We start from the raw sequence: 23,595 nt of genomic DNA, 5'->3' as shown, positions 1-23,595 counted from the left end.
GAAGTAGGGATTTAAATACTTTTTTTCATGCCGCACTTTGCGCATGTACGGATAAAAATAAAGTCTTTTACTAAGCTTTTAAATTTCACATGTCCACAGTTATCGCATCTGCCTGCAACTTTATCCGGAAACTCCTCATATACATATACTTTTGTTAAATCAATCGCTTCTTGTTGCTCTTCCATTTCCATCACACCTTTATACATCTTTACGATTCAGCTCTTTATATTCTATCAAAAATAAGTAAAATTACTAGGGTGAAAGCTTCAAAAAAACAAGCAGGTTTCTTCACGATGTTTTTATCCGTTCAGCTTTGTACCACCATTTTTCTCTATCTAAAAATGCTTTTACATTCAATATTTTTTTATCGTGAAGTGTAAAGATGGCTACCGCAGCTCCTTCTTCAGAAAAGGTTACCGCTGTTTCTAACTTTTCTTTCGTCACAAACACTTTTAATGTTTCCATATTCTCTTTTGTTAATTCCGCAGTTGTGATAGTTTCTCCTTCAATGATTGTATCTTTTTTTTCAATAAAATGTTCTCCATCAATTATCCAGGCTGCATGCGTTTCACTATAAACTTGAAAGAGGGTATTCTTTTTTAAATAACCTGTTCTCTCTGACATATTGATATACTTATACGTCTCCTTATCCTCGGTTGTTTTTATCCATAAAGGTTTATATAAAAAAGTAGGCTTTAGAAACCCTTCCTCGTCAGGATCTCCCACAGAATTTGTAGATTTAGGCTCTAAGTTTAAAAACTGCGCAATCCCTTTTGCATATGCCACCCCCATATCTTTTAGAAATTGAGGATTTTTTAAGAGCTTTGCATCGTGTTCTGTATCAATAAACCCAATTTCAGTTAATACAGACGGCATATATGAACGCCTTAACACACTATAATTAGCTAATTTCCTGCCTCGGTTAGAGTGATTGTATTTAGCGAGAACAAATTTCACATGATCGTGAATATCGTTTCGTAACACAATGGTTTGGTTATTTATATTTTTGCTATAAATAAAATCTTCATATCCCGTTTCGCCACCTGAATTTATATGAATAGATAAGTATATATCAGCCCCCCACACATTGGCTTTGTTGACCCGTTCATTTAATGACAAAAACACATCGGTTGTACGCGTTGTGCAAAGAGAAAATCCTTGATAGTGAGTAGAAAGAAAAGAGATGATGTACTGTTGAACAGCTAACACTACGTCTTTTTCATATAACCCGCTGGCTACAGCTCCTAGATCTGCCCCTCCGTGACCTGCATCTAAATAAATTTTTTTCATATAACCTGTCTCCTCCTTATTCCTAGCATATGCATAAATAAGCGAAGACGTTTGTTATACAAAACTACTTTTATGTATAAAGCTTTTTGCTATGGCTCATTTAGAAGTCTTTACAACTGATTTACCATAGCTGGTAACATCAAAATATGTATTTGATCCATCGTCTTCATTGATCACAACATCTAAGTCATGAAAATAACGATGAAGTTCTTTTAACAGTGCTTGATCTTTCGTCTGCTCTAGCTGTCCAGCGAGCTTTTCCATATGCTGAAAGTCTTTCTTTAAAACAGAATCTTTTACTTCAATGGTGCCAATCGTATTTTTAATGGCTGCTGCTTCTTCTTGTACAGCAGGCCAGTCTGGGTGTTCAATGGCACTCCACCCCGTCAAATCATTTAGTACGTCATGATGTTCAGCTATAAAATCTTTTGCCTGCTGATCGCTGCTTTCCAGCTTATCAACTTTTTGTTGATTCACCTTAATGGCACTTGCCTTTATACTTTGCTGTGATAAAAAAGGAATTTTTCCGTTTTGGTACAATATCCATCCTGTCGCTCCTCCTCCGACTAAAAGAACGGATAAAGATATCGAAATGATCATACGCTTCTTCTTACTTTTATGTCTTTTTTCCATTTGACTCCTTTCCGGGTATTCAAAACCCTTTAGGCCTTATGAACTGAAACGAATAACCTACAAAAATAATTTTACCATATTTTTAATATTAAAAATATTAAAAAAAGAGACTCCTTCGAGTCTCTTTTAATCCACTTCAGTTAACTTTCACCTGTGTGTAACGATTTTTAGGAACATTCAATTGCAAGTTACTTCTTAAAGTACTCCCTTCGTATTCTGTACGATACAGGCCTCTTTCTTGCAGTATCGGTACGACGTGTTCAACAAAGTCATCTAAGCCATGCGGAACGCTTGAATGAATAATAAAGCCGTCAGCTCCTTTTTCTTCAAACCACTGTTGCATCAAATTAGCGATATGCTCTGGCGTCCCAATAAATTGTGTTTTAGGTGTAGCAATTCGCAGCGCCACTTCTCGCAGTGTCCACTTATGTTTTTTAGCGTTTTCTTTGATTTTATCAGTTGTACTGCGGAAACTATTACTTCCGATATCCCCTAAATCAGGAAACGCCTCATCTAATGGAAACTGTGAAAAATCAAAATGATCGAAAAAACGTCCTAAATAGTTGAGCGCATGTTCAATTGTTACCAATTGAGCAAGTTCTTCATATTTTCTTTCGGCTTCTTCGGTTGTACTGCCAATGATAGGACCTATTCCCGGGAAAATTAAAAGTTCGTTTTCATTGCGTCCTTGCGCTACGGCTCTTGATTTTACATCTTGGTAAAAAGCTTTCGCTTCTTCTAAATTATCTTGTCCCGTAAACACTGCGTCAGCCGTTTTCGCTGCTAAATCTTTTCCGCTTTCAGAGGAGCCTGCTTGAAACACTACGGGCTGCCCCTGAGCTGAGCGGCCAATGTTTAACGGACCTTCTACAGAAAAAAATTCCCCTTTGTGGTGCAAGCGATGCAGCTTTTTCTCTTCAAAAAATTGTCCGGTTTCTTTATTTCGAATAAATGCATCATCTTCCCAAGAATCCCATAATCCCTTCGTTACCTCTAGAAACTCTTCAGCTATTCTATAACGTTTATCATGAGTGGGGTGCTCTTTTCCATAGTTAAGCGCAGATCCTTCCAATGGAGATGTTACAACATTCCACCCTGCTCGGCCGCTGCTAATATGATCAAGTGAAGCAAATTGTCTAGCCACCGTAAACGGCTCGCTATACGAAGTCGATAGAGTGCCAACTAAACCAATATGAGAAGTGACAGAAGCAAGTGCTGATAGAATAGTGAGAGGTTCAAAACGATTCAAAAAATGCGGAAGCGATTTTTCATTAATATATAACCCATCGGCAATGAACACTAAATCAAATTTTCCTTCTTCCGCTTTTTGAGCCTGCTGCTTGTAAAAACCGAAATTAACGCTGGCATCTGACAAAATTTCAGGGTGTCTCCATGCCCCCATGTTTCCTCCCACTCCATGAATAATAGCCCCTATCTTTAATTGTCTTTGATGTGTCATATTACCATTCTCCTTTTTCATATCCATTCATAAATTCTCGTAATTGATTGGTCAAACCACCTGCTCCAAAGCGAAGGACTCCTTCTTTTTCGGTCTTTCTTTCATTTCCTTCCTGTGCAAATTGCAAAAAAGCAATAACGTGAACTCTTCTAGGGTGAATATTTTCAATTCCTGCGTCATAAAACCATTGATCAATTGTATTGTAAATCCCTTTATTGACTCTGAATTGACTGTGGCACCAATTAAAAAACTGTAGATCAGGAAGATTTAAATACCGCGCTTGCCCTAGCTTGGAAGCTGTATGTTCACTAGATACATAGCCCATATGTTGAAATCTTTGCTTAACTTGCAGCGTATCCGCTTTAATTTGATGCTTTAAAAACTCAATAGAAGGGAACTTTTTCTCTCCTCGCACCCGAAAGATCACGTCGCATTGAACTGTCTCTCCATAAATAACGTCGTTAAAATCCAAAATATGAACCTCAAATGTTTTAGATAGTTCCGATCCAAATGTCGGCTTAACGCCTACATTCATAACTCCTATATGATCAAGTCCCCGCAGATGAACGAGGACACCATACACGCCATTTTTTAATTCCTCATGCTGAGTATCTATATTAGCTGTTGGAAAACCCAAATGTCTTCCTTTCTGCCGTCCAGGTACAACCAGGCCTTTTATAATAAGTTTTTTGCTTGTTTTAGCTTTTAATGCTCCTCTATTCACTACGTTCACCCTTCTTCCCTTAAGTCTAGTTAAAAATAAAAGGTTCTTTGCACAATGCGTGACATTGTGCAAAGAACCTCTAGTGATCTAGTCGGTTTGTTTAATTTGATGATTTTATCATATACTTATTATTCCTATGAGTCAAGTGGGTTTTAAATTAAAATATTAGATTGTTTTTTCATAAACATAAGAGTAAGGCGAATGCGTTGGGTTAATACGCTTGAAAAATTGCTTTGTTCGATCTTCTTTTGGGTTTAAAAATATTTCTTCAGGATGACCTTGTTCGACAATCTTTCCTCCGTCCATAAACACCACGTGATTAGAGACTTCACGGGCAAAACTCATTTCGTGCGTAACAATAATCATCGTAATTCCTTCTTCAGCAATTTTACGAATAACAGACAGTACTTCACCCACCAGTTCAGGGTCCAAAGCAGACGTTGGCTCATCAAATAAAATGACTTCAGGATTTAAAGCAAGCGCTCTAGCGATACCCACTCGCTGCTGTTGACCTCCTGATAACTGACTTGGATACGCATTTGCTTTTTCAGCAAGCCCAACTTTTTCAAGGACGTCTAAACTTCGTTGTTTTGCTTCTTCCTTTGGCAGCTTTTGAACAATAACTAGCCCCTCCATAATATTTTCAATAACGGTTTTGTGTTTAAACAAATTGTATTGCTGAAAAACCATCGTTGTTTTTTGGCGAAGAGTTAAAATATCTTTGCGGTTTGGCTTTTGGCACTGCACCGTAAATTGATCGATCGAAACTTCTCCTTCATCTGCTTTTTCTAAGAAATTAATGCAGCGTAAAAACGTAGTCTTTCCAGAGCCACTCGGCCCTAAAATGGTCACAACGTCCCCTTTTTTAACAACTAAATCAATACCGTCCAATACTGTATGTTGACCAAATGTTTTTTTAATATTTGTTAATGTAATCATACAACCCCTCCTCGATTATAAACCGTTAATTTTCGTTCAAGCAGCGCTGTTATTCCTTCTATTAACATCGTCAGCATCCAATAAATAAGGGCAGCAGCAATATAGGCTTCTAAAAACTTAAGATTATTTGAAGCTACGATATTAGCTGCACCGTTTAACTCTTTTTGTGAGACGATGAATGCGATAGAAGACGTATGCAAAAAGCCAATGAAGATATTGCATAAATTTGGTAAAGATAAAGCAAACGCCTGAGGGAAAACAATTCGTTTCATCGATTGAAAACGATTCATTCCAATGGAATACGCAGCCTCAATTTGTCCTTTTTCTACCGCTAACAAACCAGAGCGAATGATCTCTGACATATAAGCTCCCGCTGTAAAAGACAAAGCGATTAATACAAATACGACAATAGGAATGCTGTTTGCATTGAAGCCCCACCCATAGTAGCTTGATAGTTTATTAATCAATAGCGGGAACCCTAGATAAATAACCATAATATGAAGAATGGCAGGCGTTCCTCGAAAAAATGATACGTATACGTTGGCAATAGGCGTTATTATTTTTACTGAATTAATTCTCACAGCCGCAACAGCAATACCAATAAGCAATCCGCCTAGTAATGGACAGATGGTAATAAGGAGTGTTAAAGGTAATGCCTTCAAAATTTCTACAAATGCTGTCCATATAAACGGTACGTCAATAATCATGTTTACACCTCTTTTAGTAAGCTCGTTTTATACATGAACAGGCTGATCGTGTTTTTGCAGCTTCTGTTCGGATTTCATAAAAAATTTCTCTAATATAATGGCTACAAAATAATAAATAATGGCAAGTGCAATATATACTTCAACTGCATGAGCCGTTGCTGCGATAATGGTATCTCCTCTTCCCATCATATCCATGACACCAATGGTAAAGGCTAAAGACGTATCTTTTAAGGAACCAATCACAAGGTTTCCAAAGTTAGGAAATGCTACAACGAGAGCTTGCGGCAGCACAATTCGAGTGAACGTTTGTTTTCCGGTCATTCCTACACTATACGCTGCTTCAGTTTGCCCTTTATCTACACTATTAATGGCACCGCGCATCATTTCAGAAAAAGACGCCGCCGTGCTCAGTGAATATGTGATAATCACAAATACGAGCGGAGCCATTCTAGAAACGTCAATATGAATCAATTGTAAGAGGGCAGGTACCCCGTAAAAAACTAAAAATAATTGAATTAAAATAGGCGTCCCCCTCATAAAAGAAATATAAACTGCTGCTAATTGACTTAACACCGGTACTTTATAAATACGAGGCAGGGCAATAAACAATCCCAAGGTACTGCCAATCAAAAGTGAAGCAACCAAAATCCAAATTGTAATATGCAAATAAGATAATAATTGAGGAATAGAGGTGAAAATCAGCTCTATATCAAATGCTTTTCCCATCTTTTTCTCTCCTTTGTTTCCCTCTACAGGTAGCGAAAGGACCCAAGTTCAAGGCTTGGGTCACAGTAAGTGATTTAGTTATTTCCAGCTGCTTTTGTATAATCTTCTCCTAGCCATTTTTTGCTTAATTTTGTCAATGTTCCGTCTTCTTTTATTTCTTTTAGCGCTTTATCAACATCTTTTTGTAAACCTGTTTCATTTTTTCGAAGCATAAAATATACTTTTGAATTTGAAATAGCAGGTCCCACAACTTTTTGCTCTGCGTCCGCTTGCTTATTGACAAAGTCAACTGCAAACGGCGTACTAATTGTAGCGTCCGCACGTCCTGTTTTTAGCTGCGTTTTTGTATCATCAGATCCTTGACCTGAATAAACGATATCAATTTTATTTCCATGTTCTTTGTTGTACTTATCGATTAAGTTAGCAGAGTTACTCGTTGCTCCTACAATTACCTTTTTACCGCTCAAATCTTTAATTGATTTAATTGACGTATTTTTTTCATTTACAACTACATGTAGCGGAAAGATATTATAAGGTTCTTTATTAAACAGGAACTTTTGTTTTCTTTCTTCATTCACTTCCATCTGATGGGCGACTAAATCAATTTTGTTGGATTCCAAGCTCAAAAGTAAATTAGAAAAATCCATCGTTTTGAATTCAAACTTATAGTTTGGAAGACGTTTGTCTATTTCTTTAACAAGCTCTACGTCATACCCCGTTAGATTTCCTTTATTGTCAAGAAAGCAAATGTTGGGAAATTGCGTACCCGTTCCTACAATAATTTTTTGCACTTTGTCTTTGCTTGCGTTAGCTGCTGTTTCTTTATTGGGTGTTCCGCAAGCGGCTAATAATAAAAGAAGTGATAAAAAGATAGCTGTCAGCTGTAGTTTTTTCATGTGTTTGGTCCCTCACTATGTCTCAAAATAATTTATTGTTTTAACGAGTTAATAAAATGGATGTTGCAGCTATTTAACGATTGGTGAATAGTCTTCAATCAACTTTTCTATTTGTTCATAATCTTTTTCAATAACTCCTTTAAACTGCCCCTTATCTCCAATTTCAACGACCGGTACATGACGAATACCGTATTTAATTTCAAGTAGATCTCGCAAATAATCTTTTCCTTCTACATCGATACTTTCATATTGATGGCCTTTTTCATGAAAATATGCTTTTAGTTCTTCGCAATGATGACAACCTTTTCGATTCCATAATAAAATTTTTACTGACATGGTTTCTCCTCTTTTCTTTTAAATGATTAATTAGCTTGTTGTAACTCCTTGTGTTTTTCTAACTCATATCTTTCGGGATGTAAGATCTTCCTTAAGAATACGCCTTTTCCTTCTTCTCCTTGATCGACTTCAAAAAAGCGTTCATACCCTTTTCTTTCATACATAGGAATCAGCCATGGGTGTCGATCAGAAGTAGCTAATGTAACAGCAGGAGCCCCCAGTTGATTTCGAATAACCGTTTCTTCAACCCACGTTAAGAGTTTAGAACCTACTCCTTTCTTTTTAAGCAAAGGATCTACCGCAAACCACCATAAGAAAGGCCAGTTCGTTATTTCTTTATACGTTCTTGCTGTAATCGTAGCTACGATTTTTTCATCACTTTCCAGCACGTAGCAGCGGCTGTTTTGAATGTTTTCTTTTACAAGTTGAATCGTTGCCGTCGCAGCAGGAAATTTAATTCCTAGCTTTCGAATCGGCTCATATGCTCGAAGCGTTAAATCCAACAGTTCTTCAGCATCTTCTACGGTAGCTAATCGAAATAATTCACTCATTTTCTTCACCTCATTTTATAAATGTTTGAAGGGATAGATTACCTTTGTAAATCAGCTCATCCACCGCTTCCTTTAAACGACTTTTGGCATTCGCATTGTTAATACCTGTAAAAGAGACGTATTCATGCAGTAGAAAAAGACTGCTGAGCCAGTAAGGTCTACCTAAAAAAGACGCTAAAAGTTTTAAATCATACTTAGCTTTTAGTAAAGAATTCACATTTTCACCAATAAGAATTGGCAGAAGTATTTTTTTATAAAATAAATCTTCTGGCAATATTTTTGTTAGCCGTTCAAAAGATTCTACGTATGTTTCATTTACTCCCGATAACAGAACGACAATGCTTTTAGCTTGGTTCATTTTTGAAATAAATGCCTTTACTTCTTTCTGCGCTTCCTGCTTCAAAGCGTGTACATCATGATACGAGATAGCTTCGGCGTGCACTCCTTTTGAGGTTAAGCAAGCTTCTAGCTCATCTTTCACTGAGGCTATTTGTTGATAATTATGAGAGCTTCCGTTATATAAAATACATACATCGCTCACCTTTTCCCCCTCCTTTTTACAGCAAAAAGGCTCCTAGAGTTTCCTCAGGAGCCTTTGGTAGACCAATCAGCTTTAACTGTTTCTTTGATAAAACCGGAGAATGAAGTGAAGTGTCTTTGAAACATACTCACTCAATTCTTATTTATCCAAGTTGTTTTATCGGCTTTTCTATTTGATGATTCAACTATATAGCCTCAAAATGGCAAAGTCAACTTATTTTTCAAAAAATATTTTTCTTTAAAAAAACTCTTTTCATCTGGAAAGTCCTTTGCTAAAATTAATCCCAATTATTCTTACCTTTTTTATCAACTTTAAGGAGTGTTTTCAGTGAAATTAAGTATTTTAGATCAAAGCCCGCGTTATGAAGGTGAGCGTGCTGAAGATGCATTTCAGCATACCATTCAATTAGCTCAGCTAGCAGAAGAACTTGGCTACCACCGTTTTTGGGTAGCGGAGCATCATGACTCTGAACATGTTGTAGGATCATCACCCGAAGTGTTAATTTCTCACCTGCTCGCCAAAACACATCATATCCGTATCGGCTCAGGCGGTGTTATGCTTCAACACTACAGCCCTTATAAAGTAGCAGAAAATTTTAACGTTTTAGCCTCATTATCTCCAAATCGCATCGATCTTGGAATCGGCAGAGCACCAGGAGGACTACCTCATTCTACTCAAGCCTTGCAACAAAACTCTCAGCCCACTAAGTCCTTAACAGACAAACTGATAGAACTTAAACAATACCTAAACGATACGCTGCCGGAAGATCACCCTCTTTACGGTTTAAAAGCCTATCCAAGGCCCCAAAAAGCAGCAGATATGTTTTTACTGGGAGCAAGTGCTTCAAGCGCAGAGCTAGCGGCATCTCTAAATCTTCCTTATGTATTTGCTCAATTCATTAATGGTGATCAAAAAGTGCTAGAAGAAGCGATTTCCGTCTATAATCAGCACGTTTCATCCCATGCACGCTCGCTTTTCGTTGCCCTTTCCGTCATCGTAGCGGATACCGTAGAAGAAGCAAAAGCATTAGCATCCAGCACAAAAATATTTAAAGTATACTTACAAAATGGGAAATCCGCTACAATAGGCTCCAAAGAAAAAGCGGAAGAATTTGGTCAGCAGTCTAAAGAAAGCTATCGAATTGAAGAAAAAGAAGCAAACGTCATATACGGTACAAAAGAAACCGTTCGTCAAAAGCTCCAAGCTTTGAAACAGGCATTTTCTATTGATGAATTTATTATTCTTACTGCTCTTCAAGATTTTGAACAAAAAAAGCGGTCTTATACGCTCTTAAAAGAAGCTTTCAGTGAAGGAGATGCTCAGAAAACGAATCAAACTCTAGCAGCTTACTAATCAAGAGGCTGAAATAAAAGAATTTTAGTCGAAGTAAAATACGAAGTAATAATCAAAATGATTGATTATTACTTCGTATTTTTTCGTTGTCATGGTAAACGTAGCTTTCATGTGTTTAATTGCTTTTAGCTATTGATTGGGCTGTTTTAGCTATGTCTCAAGTTCTTTGTTTCATCTACTTACGAGGCGTTCAAACAAAGTATACGCATGCTTCTTTTTTTCAAAAAATCATTAAATTGAATCAAACGTTTTTTTATAGTACCATATGAAGATATGAGTCTAGTAGAAGAAGGGAATTTAAAATTATGCCTTACAAAATGATTGTTTTAGATTTGGATGATACACTATTATGCGATGATCACACTATTTCTCCGCGCACAAAAGAAGCATTAATGAAGGCGCAAGAATCGGGAGTAAAAGTTGTACTTGCTTCTGGCCGACCAACTTACGGAATGGTTCACATCGCCAAAGAACTGGAGTTAGAAAAGTACGGAAGCTTTATTTTATCGTTTAACGGGGCGAAAATTATTAATTGCTTAACAAATGAAGAGCTATTTAGCAGCACATTATCTCCGAGAACCGTTGCACGTCTCGACGATATTAGCCGCGAAGAAGGAGTTTTAATTCATACGTACGTTGGAGATGAAATTATAACAGAAGTAGAAAATAAATTTACGGATATTGAAAGTGACATTACAGGTCTGCCGATCCGTGTTGTTTCATCTTTTACTGATGCCGTTACAGAACCTGTTGTAAAAGTACTCATGCTTGCAGAACCGGAAATGCTGGTTCACGTTGAAAAGAAACTTCAAAAGCAGCTTCAAGGAGAGCTAAGCGTAATGCGCTCTAAACCATACTTCCTTGAATTCACAGAAGAAGGTGTCACAAAAGGGACAAGCTTACATTTATTAATTCAGCAGCTTGGCATTACACGCGATGAAGTGATTGCTATTGGCGACAGTTATAATGACCTTGCCATGATTGAATTTGCTGGACTTGGCGTAGCAATGGGAAATGCTCCTGAAGATATTAAAGAAAAAGCCAACCACGTAACAGATACAAACATGAACGACGGTGTGGCAAAAGTTGTGGAAGAATTCATCTTAAAACCTGTTAGTGTTTCATAAGACAAAAAAAGCAGCTCGTACGAACCGAGCTGCTTTTTTGTTTTGATTTTATACTCCTAAAAGTTTCATAAGAAGCGTAGCTAAAATAACAGTGGAAGCGCCTCCAAGTCTTGTTGCTACTTGAGCAAATGGCATAAGTGACATACGGTTGGAAGCTGATAAAATCGCTACGTCTCCCGTACCTCCTAAACCGCTGTGACAGCCGGTTACAATTGCTGCATCCACCGGATGCATTTTCATCATTTTACCTACAAAATAACCGGTTGCTACCATAGCCATAACAACTGCTGCACATACGACTACATAACCTGGTGTCACAATTTTCACTACATCTTCAAGAGGAATATACAAAATTCCTAGGCCTACCATTAACGGCCATGTCAAGCTCGTAGAAATGAATTTGTACATATGGTAAGCACCTTGCTCCATCTTAGCAGGCATTACTTGTAAACATTTGACTAGCGTTGCCGCTACAATCATTAAAACTGGACCTGGAATTCCTAAAAACTTATGTGCTAAGCCTCCAAAAATAAAGAAACTACATGCAATTAAAAGACCTGCGCCCATTAACGAAAAATCTACTGGTTTCTTGATATTTGTATCTTCTGAGATGCCATCTCCGCCTTTTGTCTTCACAAGAACTCCATTACCTGTTAATTCTGGCTTTTTCTCTCCTAGACGTTTCATTAAGCCAGCACATACGATAGCAACGATGTTTCCAATAACAGCAGCTGGAATCATTTGCGACACAAAAGATTCTGCTGAACTACCTAAAATTTGAGAATAAGCAAGTGAAAGCGGTAAAATACCTTCACCAATTCCTCCTCCAATGATTGGTACAACAATATAGAAAAATGTATGTTTTGCTCCGTAACCAAATAACATCCCAACGGCTACGCCTGCAGCTACAGCGGCTAGCGTACCTAACACAAGCGGTACGAACATACGTGTAAAGCCTTGAATTAAAACTTTACGGTTCATGCCCAGAATACTTCCGGCTACTAAACAAGAAATATAAAGGTATAAAAAGTTTGATGTTTTCATCAAAGTTGTTACCGCTTCCATAGACGCGGGATTTAAAACATTATAAAAAACTAATACGGAAGGTACAAGCAGTGATAAAATAGCTGGTCCGCCAATATCTTTTAAAATCGGAATTTTTAATCCTAAATCACCAAGCAGCATTCCCATTACCATAATAATCGCAAATCCGCCAATCATATCTGGAGGAAGTTCGTTGTAAACGGCCGCGCCATATACAATTAATGCAAGTAAAACGTATAGCGGTAGAGGAATAACTCCTACTTTAATATTGTTGATTCGGTTCCAAAAACCCTTATTTTCAGGCTGTGAATCTTGAGTAAACGTTTCCAATTTACGTGCTGTATTCATCTCATAACCCCCTGTGGTTCTAATATAGAGAATCATACACAAGTTTAAAAAAACTATATACGTTATGTAACTTAAGAATTCTTTTTGTAACTAAAAAAAGCACAGCTTCTTTTTTCAGAAGCTGTGCTTTTTCTATCTAAAAATTAAGCATTTACCGTTTCTAAAGCTTTAATTTCTTTGTATGTTGGTTCCCACATTGCTGCTTTTACTGCCGCTTTTACATCTGTTGGAACTTCTTTTGCAACGCCATCTTTAATTGCTGCGTTAGCAACCGCTAAAGCAACGTTATATGATACTTCACGTAATTCTTCTACGCGTGGTAGTAATGAAGCTCCTAGTTTGCTGCTGTCTACCATTTGAGCTACAGCGTGTGCACATGCTGCGAACATGCTGTCTGTAATAACTTCTGCTTTTACCACGATTGATCCAAGACCAAGACCAGGGAAAACAAAAGCATTATTAGATTGACCAATTTCATATTCCACACCATCGTAGTTAACTGGTTCAAACGGACTTCCAGTCGCTACAAGTGCTTTTCCTTCTGTCCAATTTAATAGGTTTTCAGGAGTAGCTTCCGCAAGCGGAGTTGGATTTGACATTGGTAAAATAGCTGGGCGTTCTACATGCTTCGCCATTTCTTTTACGATTTCTTCTGAGAATGCGCCTGCTACACCAGACGTACCAATTAAGATTGTTGGCTTAACTTGTCTGACAACTTCTAAAAGAGAAATTTTGTCTTCTTCACGGTTCCAGTCCTTCACTTCTTCTGCTTTTCGTGCATAAGGCGTTTGGAAACCTAATAAGTCGTCCATGTCATCTGTTAAAAGGCCTCGGAAATCGACTGCCCAGAAGTTTTTGTATGCTTCATCTTCTGTGATCCCGTCTAATACCATTGCATCACGTACTTGATCTGCAATACCGATACCTGCTGTACCTGGTCCAAAGATTAAAACACGGTGGTCACGAAGTGGCATTTTAGACACTTGAACTGCTGAGAAAATAGCGGCAAGCGTTACGGCACCTGTGCCTTGAATATCATCATTAAACGTTAGAATTTCTTTTCCGTACTTGTTAATAATATTACGAGCATTTACATTACCGAAATCTTCCCAGTGTAACAGTGCATTAGGGAATATTTCAAGAGATTTTGAAATAAATTGATCTACGAAATGATCATAGCGCTCACCGCGGATACGTTCATGGCGGTTTCCGATATATAAAGGATCATTTAATAATTTTTCATTGTTTGTTCCTACATCAAGAACAACTGGAAGTACTCTGCTTGGATCGATTCCTGCTGCAGCTGTGTACACGGCTAATTTACCGATAGCAATATTAATACCACCAACGCCCCAGTCACCAATTCCTAAAATACTTTCTGAATCTGTAATAACCATTAAATCAATGTCTTCACTATTTGCATCGATATTTTTAAGAGCTTCTTCAATGCCTTCTACATTATCGATTGACAAGTATACGCCACCCGGACGGCGATATTCGTGGCTGTATTCTTGGATTGCTTGTCCAACTGTTGGTGTATAAACAACCGGAAGCATTTCTTTTAAGTGATCTTGCAATAAACGATAAAATAATACAGCATTACGGTTCTGTAAATCGTTTAAATACACATTCTTACCAAGGTTATCTGCCTGAGCTAAAAACTGCTCATATGCACGTTTTGCCTGCTCATCTAAACTTAAAGTCATTGGAGGAAGTAAACCTTCTAATCCTAACGTTTTACGCTCTTCTTTTGTAAAAGCTACTCCTTTGTTTAACATTGGAGCTCCTAAAATTTCTTTCCCACGTAAAGTCGTTTCAATTGTTTCATTATCTGTAAAAAATACGTTACGCATACGACTATCTTCCTTTCTGTAGACTTGTATGACAAGCATACAAGTTGGTTAGATTTAAGTAATTGATACCTTATATGGATATTACTCATATTATTCAAATGTCCGTTAACTTTTTATGAATAGCTTGCTAATTCATTTGACAATAGTATATTTTATGCCTATCTATTTCTGCTGTCAACTATTTTAGTAGAGCAATTTTTTAGTTACAAAGAGGTAGAAATTTCTGAATTTAATATTTTTTATCAATTTTCTTTTTATATAGGTACTAAGAACCCTCTTTATTCTATTCATCTCTTTTGGAAAGTCAAAATAATCCTTTAATATGGAAAAAATGTTTAATTATAAAAAATTTATTTTGAAATAATTTTAGTTTGCCTATAAAAGAATATTTTTTATTTTTTTGTCTATGCTGATTAGTGAATTACTATGAATATTTTTTCCTTTCTATCTATACATATAAACTACATAGTTCTTTTTTATAATAATGGAGGTTATTATATGTTAAAACCAGATACAGCTATTATTTTTGGATTTCTTATCGAAGAAGCGGCCAGTCGATTAGACGATCAAGAGATTAAAGAAATTGCGGCTAAAGAGCTAGAGAATGGAGAATTGGTGTTTGAAGAAGCCAGTTATTTTTATAAACGCTTTTTTATCCCTGCTTCCTCTGAATTAAGACAAGCTCTTCGCCGAGAGGTCTTATCGCTTCATTTAACATTAAATCAAATTAAAAATGCTTATGGCAACGGATCCATGTCTAAGATTGCTCATATGCATCAAATTATTGCAGAAACTGAAAAATCAACAAACGAACTTAACAGACTTTTAAATCTTGCGTTCTATGAGGGTGAGGACGATCAGACATACGCCTCCTTCATGAATATTTTTTCAAATAAATCATAAAAAAAAACCGCCCTTAAGGACGGTTTTTTTTATTGAACACCTTTCATTAAACGCTGAATTTTTGGCGAAATCATTAGTACAATTACACCTAAAATGACCGACACTCCGCCCAATGCAGCAAAATAAACAACTTGCGAAATGTTTTCATAGTATTGAACAAGCTGAGCATTGATTGCCTGCGCCGCTGCGCTTGTTAAGAACCATAAACTCATTGTCTGAGCAGAAAACGCTGCAGGTGCTAGTTTTGTTGTAGTTGATAGCCCTACTGGTGATAAACAAAGCTCTCCAACTACAACTAAGAAGAAGCTTAATACTAGCCATAGCGGGCTCGCTAACGTTTCGTTTCCATGAATACTAGCCGGGATAACCATGACAAGGAAAGAAAGCCCTGCAAATAAAAGTCCTAATGAAAACTTCTTTGGTGTAGAAGGCTGTCTGTTTCCTAATTTCACCCAAATTGCTGCAAAAACTGGGGCAAATATAATAATAAATAACGGATTTAACGATTGGAACCAGCCAACTGGAATTTTAAAGCCGCCATACGTTAGCTGTGTATGATCTTTTGCATACGTTGCTAAAATTGTTGACCCCTGCTCTTGAATTGCCCAGAACATTACTCCAGAAATAAAAAGAGGGATATAAGCTAATACGCGTGAACGCTCATCAGCTGTTGTCTTGGGACTCTTATACATAACCACAAAGTAAATAATTGGAATAACAATCGCTAAAATACTTACAAATAAAATAACGCCTTCAACTGTTAAAATACCTGCTAAAGAAGTCAGTACAATAAAGATAGCAAGTACAACTACAGCAAGTGCAATAGTACCAAAAACTTTTTTGCGCTCTTCTGGTTTTAAAGGGTTTGGAACTTGTCTACCTGCACGCCCTAGGTTTTTACCTCGTGTAGCCATAAATACGATTAGGCCTAAAAGCATTCCTACTGCCGCGATTCCAAAACCTAAGTGGTAGTTATACTTTTCACCTACTGTTGAAACAACTAGCGGCGCGATAAATGCTCCAGCATTTACACCCATATAGAAGATACTAAATCCAGCATCTCGACGGTTATCAGTCGGGCTATACATATCGCCCACAACGCTTGAAACGTTTGGTTTTAATAAACCTGTTCCAATGATAATCAAGAACATTGAAATAAACAGCGCCGTTACACCTGCTGGCAATGCAAGCACTAGATGTCCGAGCATAATAAATATACCGCCGTAAAACACCGTATTAGACGTACCTAAAATGCGGTCTGCAATCCAACCGCCAATAATTCCAGACATATAAACAAGAGAACCATAAATAGAAAAGATCGCTAAAGCGGTTCCTTGTTCCATTCCTAATCCACCGTTTGCAATTGTATCGTACATGTACAATACAAGTAGCGCACGCATTCCATAGTATGAAAAACGCTCCCAGAATTCTGTAAAGAACAAGGTAAATAAACCTTTAGGATGTCCGAAGAATCCTTTTTGAGGAACTGTTTCATACACTTTTTCTCTCTCTACTGACATATTCCTTAACCTCTCTTTCAACCGTAAACCACCATAGACAAAACTGTCAAAAAATTATGATGATATAAAAAAATAGAAACAAGAAAATTTTATTCTTATAAAATGATTCTGTCAATATCAGAATTTTACAATGAGTGCATAATATACGGTTTTTCATTATAAAATTGCACCTATAAAAAGCTTTAAATCAAGATTTCCTTTCTTAAAATATCTTTTTGAAAATTTTTTTATACAAAACCCTTGATTACAAAGCATCTGATTATCTACTTTTCATACAACCAGATAATATTTTTCTTTTTGGGAAATTTTTCTTTATATTTAAAAAGAAGCTTTATTCTTTTTAAATTATGCTTCCCTCAATCAAAAATATACTTTTTTAAAATAATAAAACCTTCTTTAAAAATGTCTCTTTTGTTATAGTAGATACTCTTTTTTCACCTATGTAATACTTTTAATATAAGTCATCCTCATTTTTTTATGTAAAAAAAGAGATAAAAGGTTTATTTTTCATCTCTTTTTTCACTGTGCCTACAATTTTACGTATTCACCATTTACCATTTGTCCTTTGTGAAGAGGAAACACACCTTCTTCTTTAGTGTATACAATCGTTCCTCTATTAATGGTAGTTAAAATAACGCTATTAAATACCGTTCCTTCATATATACTGTGCTTATGTTTGAAAACCATTCCTTCTTTTGTCACTTTTTCAGTTTGATTAAGATCAACGATAACCAAATCCGCATCGGCTCCTAGCAAAATGCTTCCTTTTTTGGGATATAAGCCGAATCGTTTAGCTGGATTGGTTGATACAAGCTTTGAAATGTGAGAAAGAGAAATCCCTCTAGTGATCGCTCCTTCACTAATCATTGCTTGCAAAGAGTACTGACCGCCTGATATTCCACCCCAAACTTTAAATAAATCATTCTGATGAGCTGTTTTTAACTCAATCGGGCAAGGAGAATGATCCGAAGAAATCATATCTACTTCTTCTGATTGAATACATGCCCATAATTTTTCTTTTTGACTCCTGCTGCGAAGAGGAGGTGCACACTTAGCCGTTACGCCAATTTCTTCAAAGTCTTCCTCTGTAAAAAGTAAATAATGCGGACAAGTTTCCAGCGTAACGTTCATTCCATTCTTCTTTGCTTCCGTAATAAGCTGCACTGCTTCATAGCTGCTAATGTGTACAAAGTGAAGCGGACATCCCGTTTCTTCACCGTACTCAAGCGCTTGCTTTACTGCGTTTACTTCTGCTACAACCGGTCGCGTTTCTAAATAATCTTTAATAGCCGTTTGCTTTTGCTTCTGTTTAGCCTGTTCAAGCTTTTGTATTAAGTCATTTCTTTCAGCATGCAGGGCAAGCACTTTATTTAGTTTTGCAATCTCTTTCATTCCTTCGTATAATGTGAGGTCATCTGAGAAATCAAATTCAGAACCTGCTTCTGACATAAATGCTTTAAAACCTATTACACCCGAATGAGCCATTTTGGCTAATTCTTCTTTATTACCAGGAACCAACCCTCCCCATAGACCGTAATCTACTACTGACTTTTGATCAGCCAGCTTTTTCTTTTCCCACAGCGCTGCTTCTGTTACGGTAGGAGGAACGCCGTTTAAAGGCATATCAAAATATGTAGTGCAGCCTCCTGCGGCCATAGATGCTGAACCGTAGTCAAACCCTTCCCAATGGTCTCGGCTCGGTTCATCAAAATGCACATGAATATCAATCATTCCAGGCAGAACATATTTGCCTTTAGCATCTACGTATTTTTTTGCTGGTATGCTAACACCTTGCGCTATTTCTGCAATCTTTCCTTTTTTAACACCTATGTCCGCTTTTACTATTTCGTCTTCTAATACGACCGAACCATCCCGAATAATTAAATCGTACATATTATCAAACTCCCCTTTACTTACTTCATCTTTTTGTTAAACGAAGTAGTCTGCTATTGTTCTATCATGCACTGTTTCCTTTAAAAAGTCTTTATCATTGTAAAGAACCCTGACACACAGACTGATTATTACGCCAGTTAATATAACTGAATTATCCGATTTTTTCATTCGCCATTTTGTCTAAACTTTTCTTTTTCATTTGGTCACTTTCACTAACTGAAAAGAGATGGAGACATAACTAAATCAACGGACGAACAAATTGGATAAATGAAACCTACCTCCACTCTAACCATAAAAAAATCCGAACGAGTTTGATTCTCCATCAAGAATCAAACTCGTTCGGATCTTCCTTCAACTAATTTTGTCACAGTCTCTTTTAACTCTTTTTTACTTTTTGTGACATTGGCAACCTTACTGTAAATGTACTTCCTTTTTCTTGTTCACTTTCTACATCAATTTTGCCTTTATGTGTTTCTACGATCCATTTAGCGATTGCTAGGCCTAGCCCGTGACCTCCCATTTGACGGGATCGGGATTTATCAGCACGATAAAAGCGGTCGAAGATTCGATCCTTTTCGTCGGGATGAATTCCAACCCCTGTATCACGTACTTTTAATGTACATTCACTCCCGTGCTGAACCACTTGAATGTTTACACTTCCATGAGGAGTCGTATATTTAATCGCATTGTCTAACAAAATGTAAATCAGCTGAGTGAGACGCTCTTGATCTCCAGTTACGACTAATTTTTCAGGCGTATCCAGCTGCAAATCAATATGTTTAGAAATCGCTAGAGTTTCAACCGATTCCATTACCTTTTGTACCGCATCTGTAATATCAAATGGCATCATTGCTTTTTCTACTTTATTAGAGTCTGAGCGTGCAAGCGTAAGTAAATCACTGACGAGACTCGTCATCCGCTTCACTTCAGCTTTCATATTATTAATTAATTTTTTAGAGAAGGGATCTTCTGTTACTTCCTCCTGCATTTCTAAAGCGTTGATAGAAGAAAGCATAACGCTAAGCGGTGTCCTTAGCTCATGGGATGCATCCGCCACAAATTCTTTTTGCTTTTGGAAAGCTGTTTCAATTGGGACCATGGCACGTTTTGACATTAAGCGGCTGATATAAATGGCTACTCCTACAAACAGTACCGTAAGGCTCAGCATAATAATGAGGAGCCACTTTAACAGCTGATAAAGAAACGAAACGTCTTTTCCAATATAAAGCATCCCTAAAAATTGGCCTTTATAAAAAATAGGTTCCCCCGCCATCATTAAATCAATATCTATTTTGCCTTCCCCGTTTTGCCCTTTTACTCCTTCGATGTGCTCAAAACTAGGACGCGGGGCTTTTATTCGTTCTTTTCGCACTTCGTTTTCAATAGGGATCCATCCATCAATTAAATCTAACAAGTTAGAGCGAAGACGCTCACTCGCTTCGTTGCCCATAATAAGGTCCCCTTCAGGACTGATGACATAATAAAAAAACTGGTCTTCACCGGCTACGACAATGTTTTTATACTCTTCTTTCGACTGTTGATTCGAACTGTTTACCGCTTGTTTAATTAAGATGCTTTGGACAATTCGAGACTCTTGTTTTAACATGCTATTTAAGTTTTGCTGCTGACTATTGGATACAACCACATACACCAATGCATAAACAATAAATACGAATAAAAGCAGAAACAGCATTAGCAATGCGCTGTATCGGAATGTTAAACGATTTTGCGTCTGGCTGAATAAATCTTGCTTTACTTTTTGTTTTACTTTCTGTTTAGCCCTCGTAAGAAGTTTAGCTTTCAATTTTGTAGCCTACTCCGCGAATGCTTTGAATAAGATCTTGTTTGTTAAATTTCTCTAGTTTTTTTCGCAAAAGTTTAACCGTCGCATCAATCGTTTTAATCGAAACATCTGATTCATATCCCCATACCCTGTCTAAAATAATATCCCGGGAAAGAACTTGTCCTTTGTTTTTTACTAAAAAATCTAGCAGTTGAAATTCACGAGGACTTAATTGAATAAACTCCTCGTCAAACTGCACGGTTTGACTTGCTCTTTTTAATATCATGCTGGCAATCTCTACTTCTTCTTCTAAAATTGGTGCATAATTACGACGAGCCAAAGCGCGAAGCCTTGCAAGCAGCTCGTCAATTTCAAATGGCTTAATAACGTAATCATCCGCTCCCGCATCTAAGCCTTGTATACGATCTTGAACCGCATCTTTTGCTGTTAACATAAGAATGGCCCCGGCGTATCCTTCTTTTCTTAGACGTTTACATACATCGATTCCGTCTCCATTGGGCATCATCCAGTCAAGAATTAACACATCATAATGTGCTTCAGATGCATAGTCATATGCATCATTCCCTTCCGTCACCCATTCGACGTTATAGCCTCCTTTTTTCTTCAGCATATAACTAACTAATTCACCTAGCTGCAAATCATCTTCTGCTAGCAGTACGTTCATTCTGCGTAACTCCTTCCTTCGTTTGATACATTTCCCTGCATCCTTTTGTTTACTTTATTATACAAAAAGAATCAGCAGAAACAAGCTGCCTCTACTGATCTCTTTTCATTTTAATTTTCCCTACCTGTATTAAGAACGAGAGCAAACTGCTGTTCAGCCGTTCGCGTCTTTTGTACTTTTATGAATGACTAACGATTTGATTTGAATATGAAGGATTTGATCCATTAACAGTTTCTGTGACCTTTACAACACGCCGGCATATTTCAGCTCGTACACCTCTGTGCTTCAATTGTTCGACGATTTTTTCTAATTTGCTATAAGACGCTGTTTGTTTCATATCCATCCCCTCATTTCGTTAAGGTATTATTTATGAATCAAGTTTGTTTGTAATATCATACTTTTTCTTTAGCTTTTGTAACCATGTTGGATACTCTGTTTGGTATTTTTGATCAAGCAGCGTTTGCTTGATTTTTGCTTTGCTGTTTTCATATGTTGCTTTTTGCGCTTCTTTTTTGCCTGTTACTTTAATAATATGGTAACCGTATTCTGTTTTAACAGGATCACTTACTTCATTTACCTTCATTGAAAATGCTTTGTTGGCAAAAGCTTCGACCATATCGCCTTTTTTGAAGTATCCAAGGTTTCCGCCATCTGATTTAGAAGCTGTATCCGTTGAATATTCTTTTGCTAGCTTTGCAAAATCTTCTCCTTTATCAAGCTTTGCCTTTACTTCTTTTGCTGTTTTTTCGTCTGCTACTAAGATATGACTAGCTTTTACCTGTGCTTCTGTAGCTAGTGAATCTTTATTTTGATTAAAGTACGATTTTATTTCACTATCTTTAATATTAATAGTCGACTCGACCATTTTTTTTGCTTCAATATTCGTCTTTAAATCTTTTTTCAGCTCTGACAATTTTACACCGCTAGATGCTAATGCTTGATTTAGTGCATCTTCTCCACCGTACTGACTTTTAAGGTTTTCTAATTCAGCATTAATTTCTTTATCGGTTACTTTAATATTTTGTTTAGCTGCTTCTTTTGAAATGACTTTTTGTTCGATTAGTGAATCAAGGACGCTTGATCCTCCTTGAGCAAGAAGAGCATCATACAGCTGATCTTTTGTGATTTTTTCATCACCAACGGTAGCAACTACCTTTGATTTATTCATTGCTACGGCACCAATAGCTACTGCAGCAATAATGACAACGGCTGCGATAATCATAATTATTTTGTTTTTAGACATCATTAAACTCCTTTTCCATTTCTCATTACTTACCTAAACTTAAACTTTTGCGCGTTGGTAACGGTTTAAGCTCAATTAAAGGCCTTGCAATCGTAGATACGTATTTACTCGACAACAGCCACGCCACTCCACAAGCTCCAATCAAAAGAATGCTGTATCCTTGTACACTTTCTATCCAGTCTCCAAAAGAAGATAAGCGAATATATTTAATCAGAAATCCATGTAGCAAATACACATAAAAGGTTTGAGCACCTCGAGATGTAAAAGACATCGTCTGTGTAGGGGTCAAAGCTAAAAAGGAAACCGTCATTGCTAAGCTGATGCTATAAAATAGTGTACGAATGATCATTCCCTCTACTTGATTTACACCTAAGGAGGCATAAGATTTTGAACCAAATAGCCACTCCTTCTCAAAATCCGGTGCTACGTACTGGATCCACAGAGCAATAATGAGCAATGTGCCTCCAGCTATTTTCTTACAAGAAACAGACGTCAACTTTTTAAAATGTTCTTTTTTCATATAAAACCCTGCTAAGAAGAAGGGGAAGAATACAAATGTTCTAGAAAGACTTAACGTTGTTTCTAGCGGTTCACATAAGCCAATCATAATTCCTAAAACTGCCGCGACAGCTAAAGGATATTTGATCTTTGTAAAAATGAACAGCATCGCATTCCAACAAAATAAACTTAGTAAAAACCACAGTGACCAAGCTGGCTGAAATACTGAAACTTCAAATGACGATTCATCATACAGTTTATAATCATATACCGCATAGATAAGTTGAAAGATAATATAAGGAAGTAATACTTTCTTCGCCATCTTCCACATATATCCTTTCTTTCGGTATCCTTTTGCAAAATATCCGCTTATTAAAATAAACGCTGGCATATGAAAAGTATAAATAAATATGTAGAGTGTTCGTAACCACTGTTCATCATTAATGAAGGGAGTTAACAAATGGCCAAACACTACCAGTACAATTAAGATAAATTTCACGTTATCAAAATACGCATCCCGCTTAGCCATTTGACTTCCTCCTT

At 37.0% G+C, this 23,595-nt stretch carries 24 protein-coding genes; 3 read left to right on the top strand and 21 right to left on the bottom strand.

The features are described from left to right. Positions 1–11: 11 nt before the first annotated feature. The 12 genes from CEQ83_RS10055 to CEQ83_RS10000 form a co-directional block, all read right to left on the bottom strand. Complete coding sequence (locus CEQ83_RS10055; RefSeq protein WP_025752091.1) at positions 12–191, bottom strand: DUF8096 family protein; 180 nt, start codon at positions 189–191, stop codon at positions 12–14. Positions 192–288: 97 nt separating this feature from the next. Beyond that, positions 289–1,290, bottom strand: coding sequence for an N-acetylmuramoyl-L-alanine amidase family protein (locus tag CEQ83_RS10050; RefSeq protein ID WP_028413583.1), 1,002 nt, complete (start codon positions 1,288–1,290; stop codon positions 289–291). 96 nt (positions 1,291–1,386) lie between these two features. Continuing rightward, positions 1,387–1,890, bottom strand: a complete 504-nt coding sequence (locus CEQ83_RS10045; RefSeq protein ID WP_228123049.1) for a hypothetical protein — start codon at positions 1,888–1,890, stop codon at positions 1,387–1,389. A gap of 169 nt (positions 1,891–2,059) precedes the next feature. Beyond that, on the bottom strand, positions 2,060–3,382 hold the full coding sequence (locus CEQ83_RS10040) for an LLM class flavin-dependent oxidoreductase (RefSeq protein ID WP_028413585.1): 1,323 nt from the start codon (positions 3,380–3,382) through the stop codon (positions 2,060–2,062). A gap of 1 nt (position 3,383) precedes the next feature. Beyond that, a complete protein-coding gene (locus CEQ83_RS10035) occupies positions 3,384–4,106 on the bottom strand; it encodes a riboflavin kinase (RefSeq protein ID WP_098999880.1) in 723 nt (240 codons plus the stop codon). Between the two features lie 165 nt (positions 4,107–4,271). Then, positions 4,272–5,045 (bottom strand): amino acid ABC transporter ATP-binding protein, encoded by a 774-nt coding sequence (locus CEQ83_RS10030; RefSeq protein WP_028413587.1) that lies wholly within the window; start codon positions 5,043–5,045, stop codon positions 4,272–4,274. Beyond that, positions 5,042–5,752, bottom strand: coding sequence for an amino acid ABC transporter permease (locus tag CEQ83_RS10025; RefSeq protein WP_028413588.1), 711 nt, complete (start codon positions 5,750–5,752; stop codon positions 5,042–5,044). The genes CEQ83_RS10030 and CEQ83_RS10025 overlap by 4 nt, the downstream gene beginning before the upstream one ends. Positions 5,753–5,779: 27 nt before the next feature. Beyond that, positions 5,780–6,478, bottom strand: coding sequence for an amino acid ABC transporter permease (locus CEQ83_RS10020; RefSeq protein WP_028413589.1), 699 nt, complete (start codon positions 6,476–6,478; stop codon positions 5,780–5,782). 74 nt (positions 6,479–6,552) lie between these two features. Continuing rightward, on the bottom strand, positions 6,553–7,374 hold the full coding sequence (locus tag CEQ83_RS10015) for an amino acid ABC transporter substrate-binding protein (protein ID WP_033578803.1): 822 nt from the start codon (positions 7,372–7,374) through the stop codon (positions 6,553–6,555). A 69-nt stretch (positions 7,375–7,443) separates the two neighbouring features. Next, on the bottom strand, positions 7,444–7,710 hold the full coding sequence (locus CEQ83_RS10010) for a glutaredoxin family protein (RefSeq protein WP_028413591.1): 267 nt from the start codon (positions 7,708–7,710) through the stop codon (positions 7,444–7,446). Positions 7,711–7,736: 26 nt separating this feature from the next. After that, positions 7,737–8,261, bottom strand: coding sequence for a GNAT family N-acetyltransferase (locus CEQ83_RS10005; RefSeq protein ID WP_155017218.1), 525 nt, complete (start codon positions 8,259–8,261; stop codon positions 7,737–7,739). A 10-nt stretch (positions 8,262–8,271) separates the two neighbouring features. After that, positions 8,272–8,802: a hypothetical protein gene (locus tag CEQ83_RS10000; RefSeq protein ID WP_154988933.1), complete on the bottom strand. Its 531-nt coding sequence runs from the start codon at positions 8,800–8,802 to the stop codon at positions 8,272–8,274. 327 nt (positions 8,803–9,129) lie between these two features. Here CEQ83_RS10000 and CEQ83_RS09995 point away from each other — a divergent pair, with 327 nt between their 5' ends. Both CEQ83_RS09995 and CEQ83_RS09990 read left to right on the top strand, forming a co-directional pair. Beyond that, positions 9,130–10,155 (top strand): LLM class flavin-dependent oxidoreductase, encoded by a 1,026-nt coding sequence (locus CEQ83_RS09995; RefSeq protein ID WP_098112538.1) that lies wholly within the window; start codon positions 9,130–9,132, stop codon positions 10,153–10,155. A gap of 305 nt (positions 10,156–10,460) precedes the next feature. Beyond that, a complete protein-coding gene (locus CEQ83_RS09990) occupies positions 10,461–11,282 on the top strand; it encodes a Cof-type HAD-IIB family hydrolase (protein ID WP_013082899.1) in 822 nt (273 codons plus the stop codon). Between the two features lie 48 nt (positions 11,283–11,330). On the opposite strand, the gene CEQ83_RS09985 is transcribed toward CEQ83_RS09990, so the two are convergent. Beyond that, positions 11,331–12,674 (bottom strand): 2-hydroxycarboxylate transporter family protein, encoded by a 1,344-nt coding sequence (locus CEQ83_RS09985; protein WP_028413595.1) that lies wholly within the window; start codon positions 12,672–12,674, stop codon positions 11,331–11,333. 143 nt (positions 12,675–12,817) lie between these two features. After that, positions 12,818–14,527: an NAD-dependent malic enzyme gene (locus CEQ83_RS09980; protein WP_028413596.1), complete on the bottom strand. Its 1,710-nt coding sequence runs from the start codon at positions 14,525–14,527 to the stop codon at positions 12,818–12,820. Positions 14,528–15,025: 498 nt separating this feature from the next. Here CEQ83_RS09980 and CEQ83_RS09975 point away from each other — a divergent pair, with 498 nt between their 5' ends. Continuing rightward, entirely contained in the window at positions 15,026–15,430 is a 405-nt protein-coding gene (locus CEQ83_RS09975; protein ID WP_028413597.1) for a hypothetical protein, read from the top strand. A gap of 29 nt (positions 15,431–15,459) precedes the next feature. On the opposite strand, the gene CEQ83_RS09970 is transcribed toward CEQ83_RS09975, so the two are convergent. From CEQ83_RS09970 to CEQ83_RS09940, 7 genes are all read right to left on the bottom strand, one after another. Further along, positions 15,460–16,950 (bottom strand): peptide MFS transporter, encoded by a 1,491-nt coding sequence (locus tag CEQ83_RS09970; RefSeq protein WP_028413598.1) that lies wholly within the window; start codon positions 16,948–16,950, stop codon positions 15,460–15,462. Positions 16,951–17,478: 528 nt separating this feature from the next. Beyond that, on the bottom strand, positions 17,479–18,843 hold the full coding sequence (locus CEQ83_RS09965; RefSeq protein ID WP_098112537.1) for an allantoinase: 1,365 nt from the start codon (positions 18,841–18,843) through the stop codon (positions 17,479–17,481). A 376-nt stretch (positions 18,844–19,219) separates the two neighbouring features. Beyond that, entirely contained in the window at positions 19,220–20,647 is a 1,428-nt protein-coding gene (locus CEQ83_RS09960) for a sensor histidine kinase (RefSeq protein WP_028413600.1), read from the bottom strand. Continuing rightward, complete coding sequence (locus tag CEQ83_RS09955; RefSeq protein WP_028413601.1) at positions 20,637–21,311, bottom strand: response regulator transcription factor; 675 nt, start codon at positions 21,309–21,311, stop codon at positions 20,637–20,639. Before CEQ83_RS09955 ends, CEQ83_RS09960 begins: the two co-directional genes overlap by 11 nt. A gap of 178 nt (positions 21,312–21,489) precedes the next feature. Continuing rightward, positions 21,490–21,648 carry a hypothetical protein gene (locus CEQ83_RS09950; protein ID WP_155017217.1) on the bottom strand — a complete coding sequence of 53 codons (159 nt, stop codon included), beginning with the start codon at positions 21,646–21,648 and terminating at the stop codon, positions 21,490–21,492. A 30-nt stretch (positions 21,649–21,678) separates the two neighbouring features. Beyond that, a complete protein-coding gene (locus tag CEQ83_RS09945; protein WP_028413602.1) occupies positions 21,679–22,554 on the bottom strand; it encodes a peptidylprolyl isomerase in 876 nt (291 codons plus the stop codon). 25 nt (positions 22,555–22,579) lie between these two features. Further along, complete coding sequence (locus tag CEQ83_RS09940) at positions 22,580–23,581, bottom strand: acyltransferase family protein (protein WP_028413603.1); 1,002 nt, start codon at positions 23,579–23,581, stop codon at positions 22,580–22,582. Between the last annotated feature and the right edge of the window lie 14 nt (positions 23,582–23,595).

It is taken from the genome of Priestia megaterium (assembly GCF_009497655.1).
Lineage (GTDB): Bacteria > Bacillota > Bacilli > Bacillales > Bacillaceae_H > Priestia > Priestia zanthoxyli.
The sequence above is the reverse complement of the archived record's forward strand: the minus strand, read 5'-3'. Positions and strand labels throughout refer to the sequence as shown.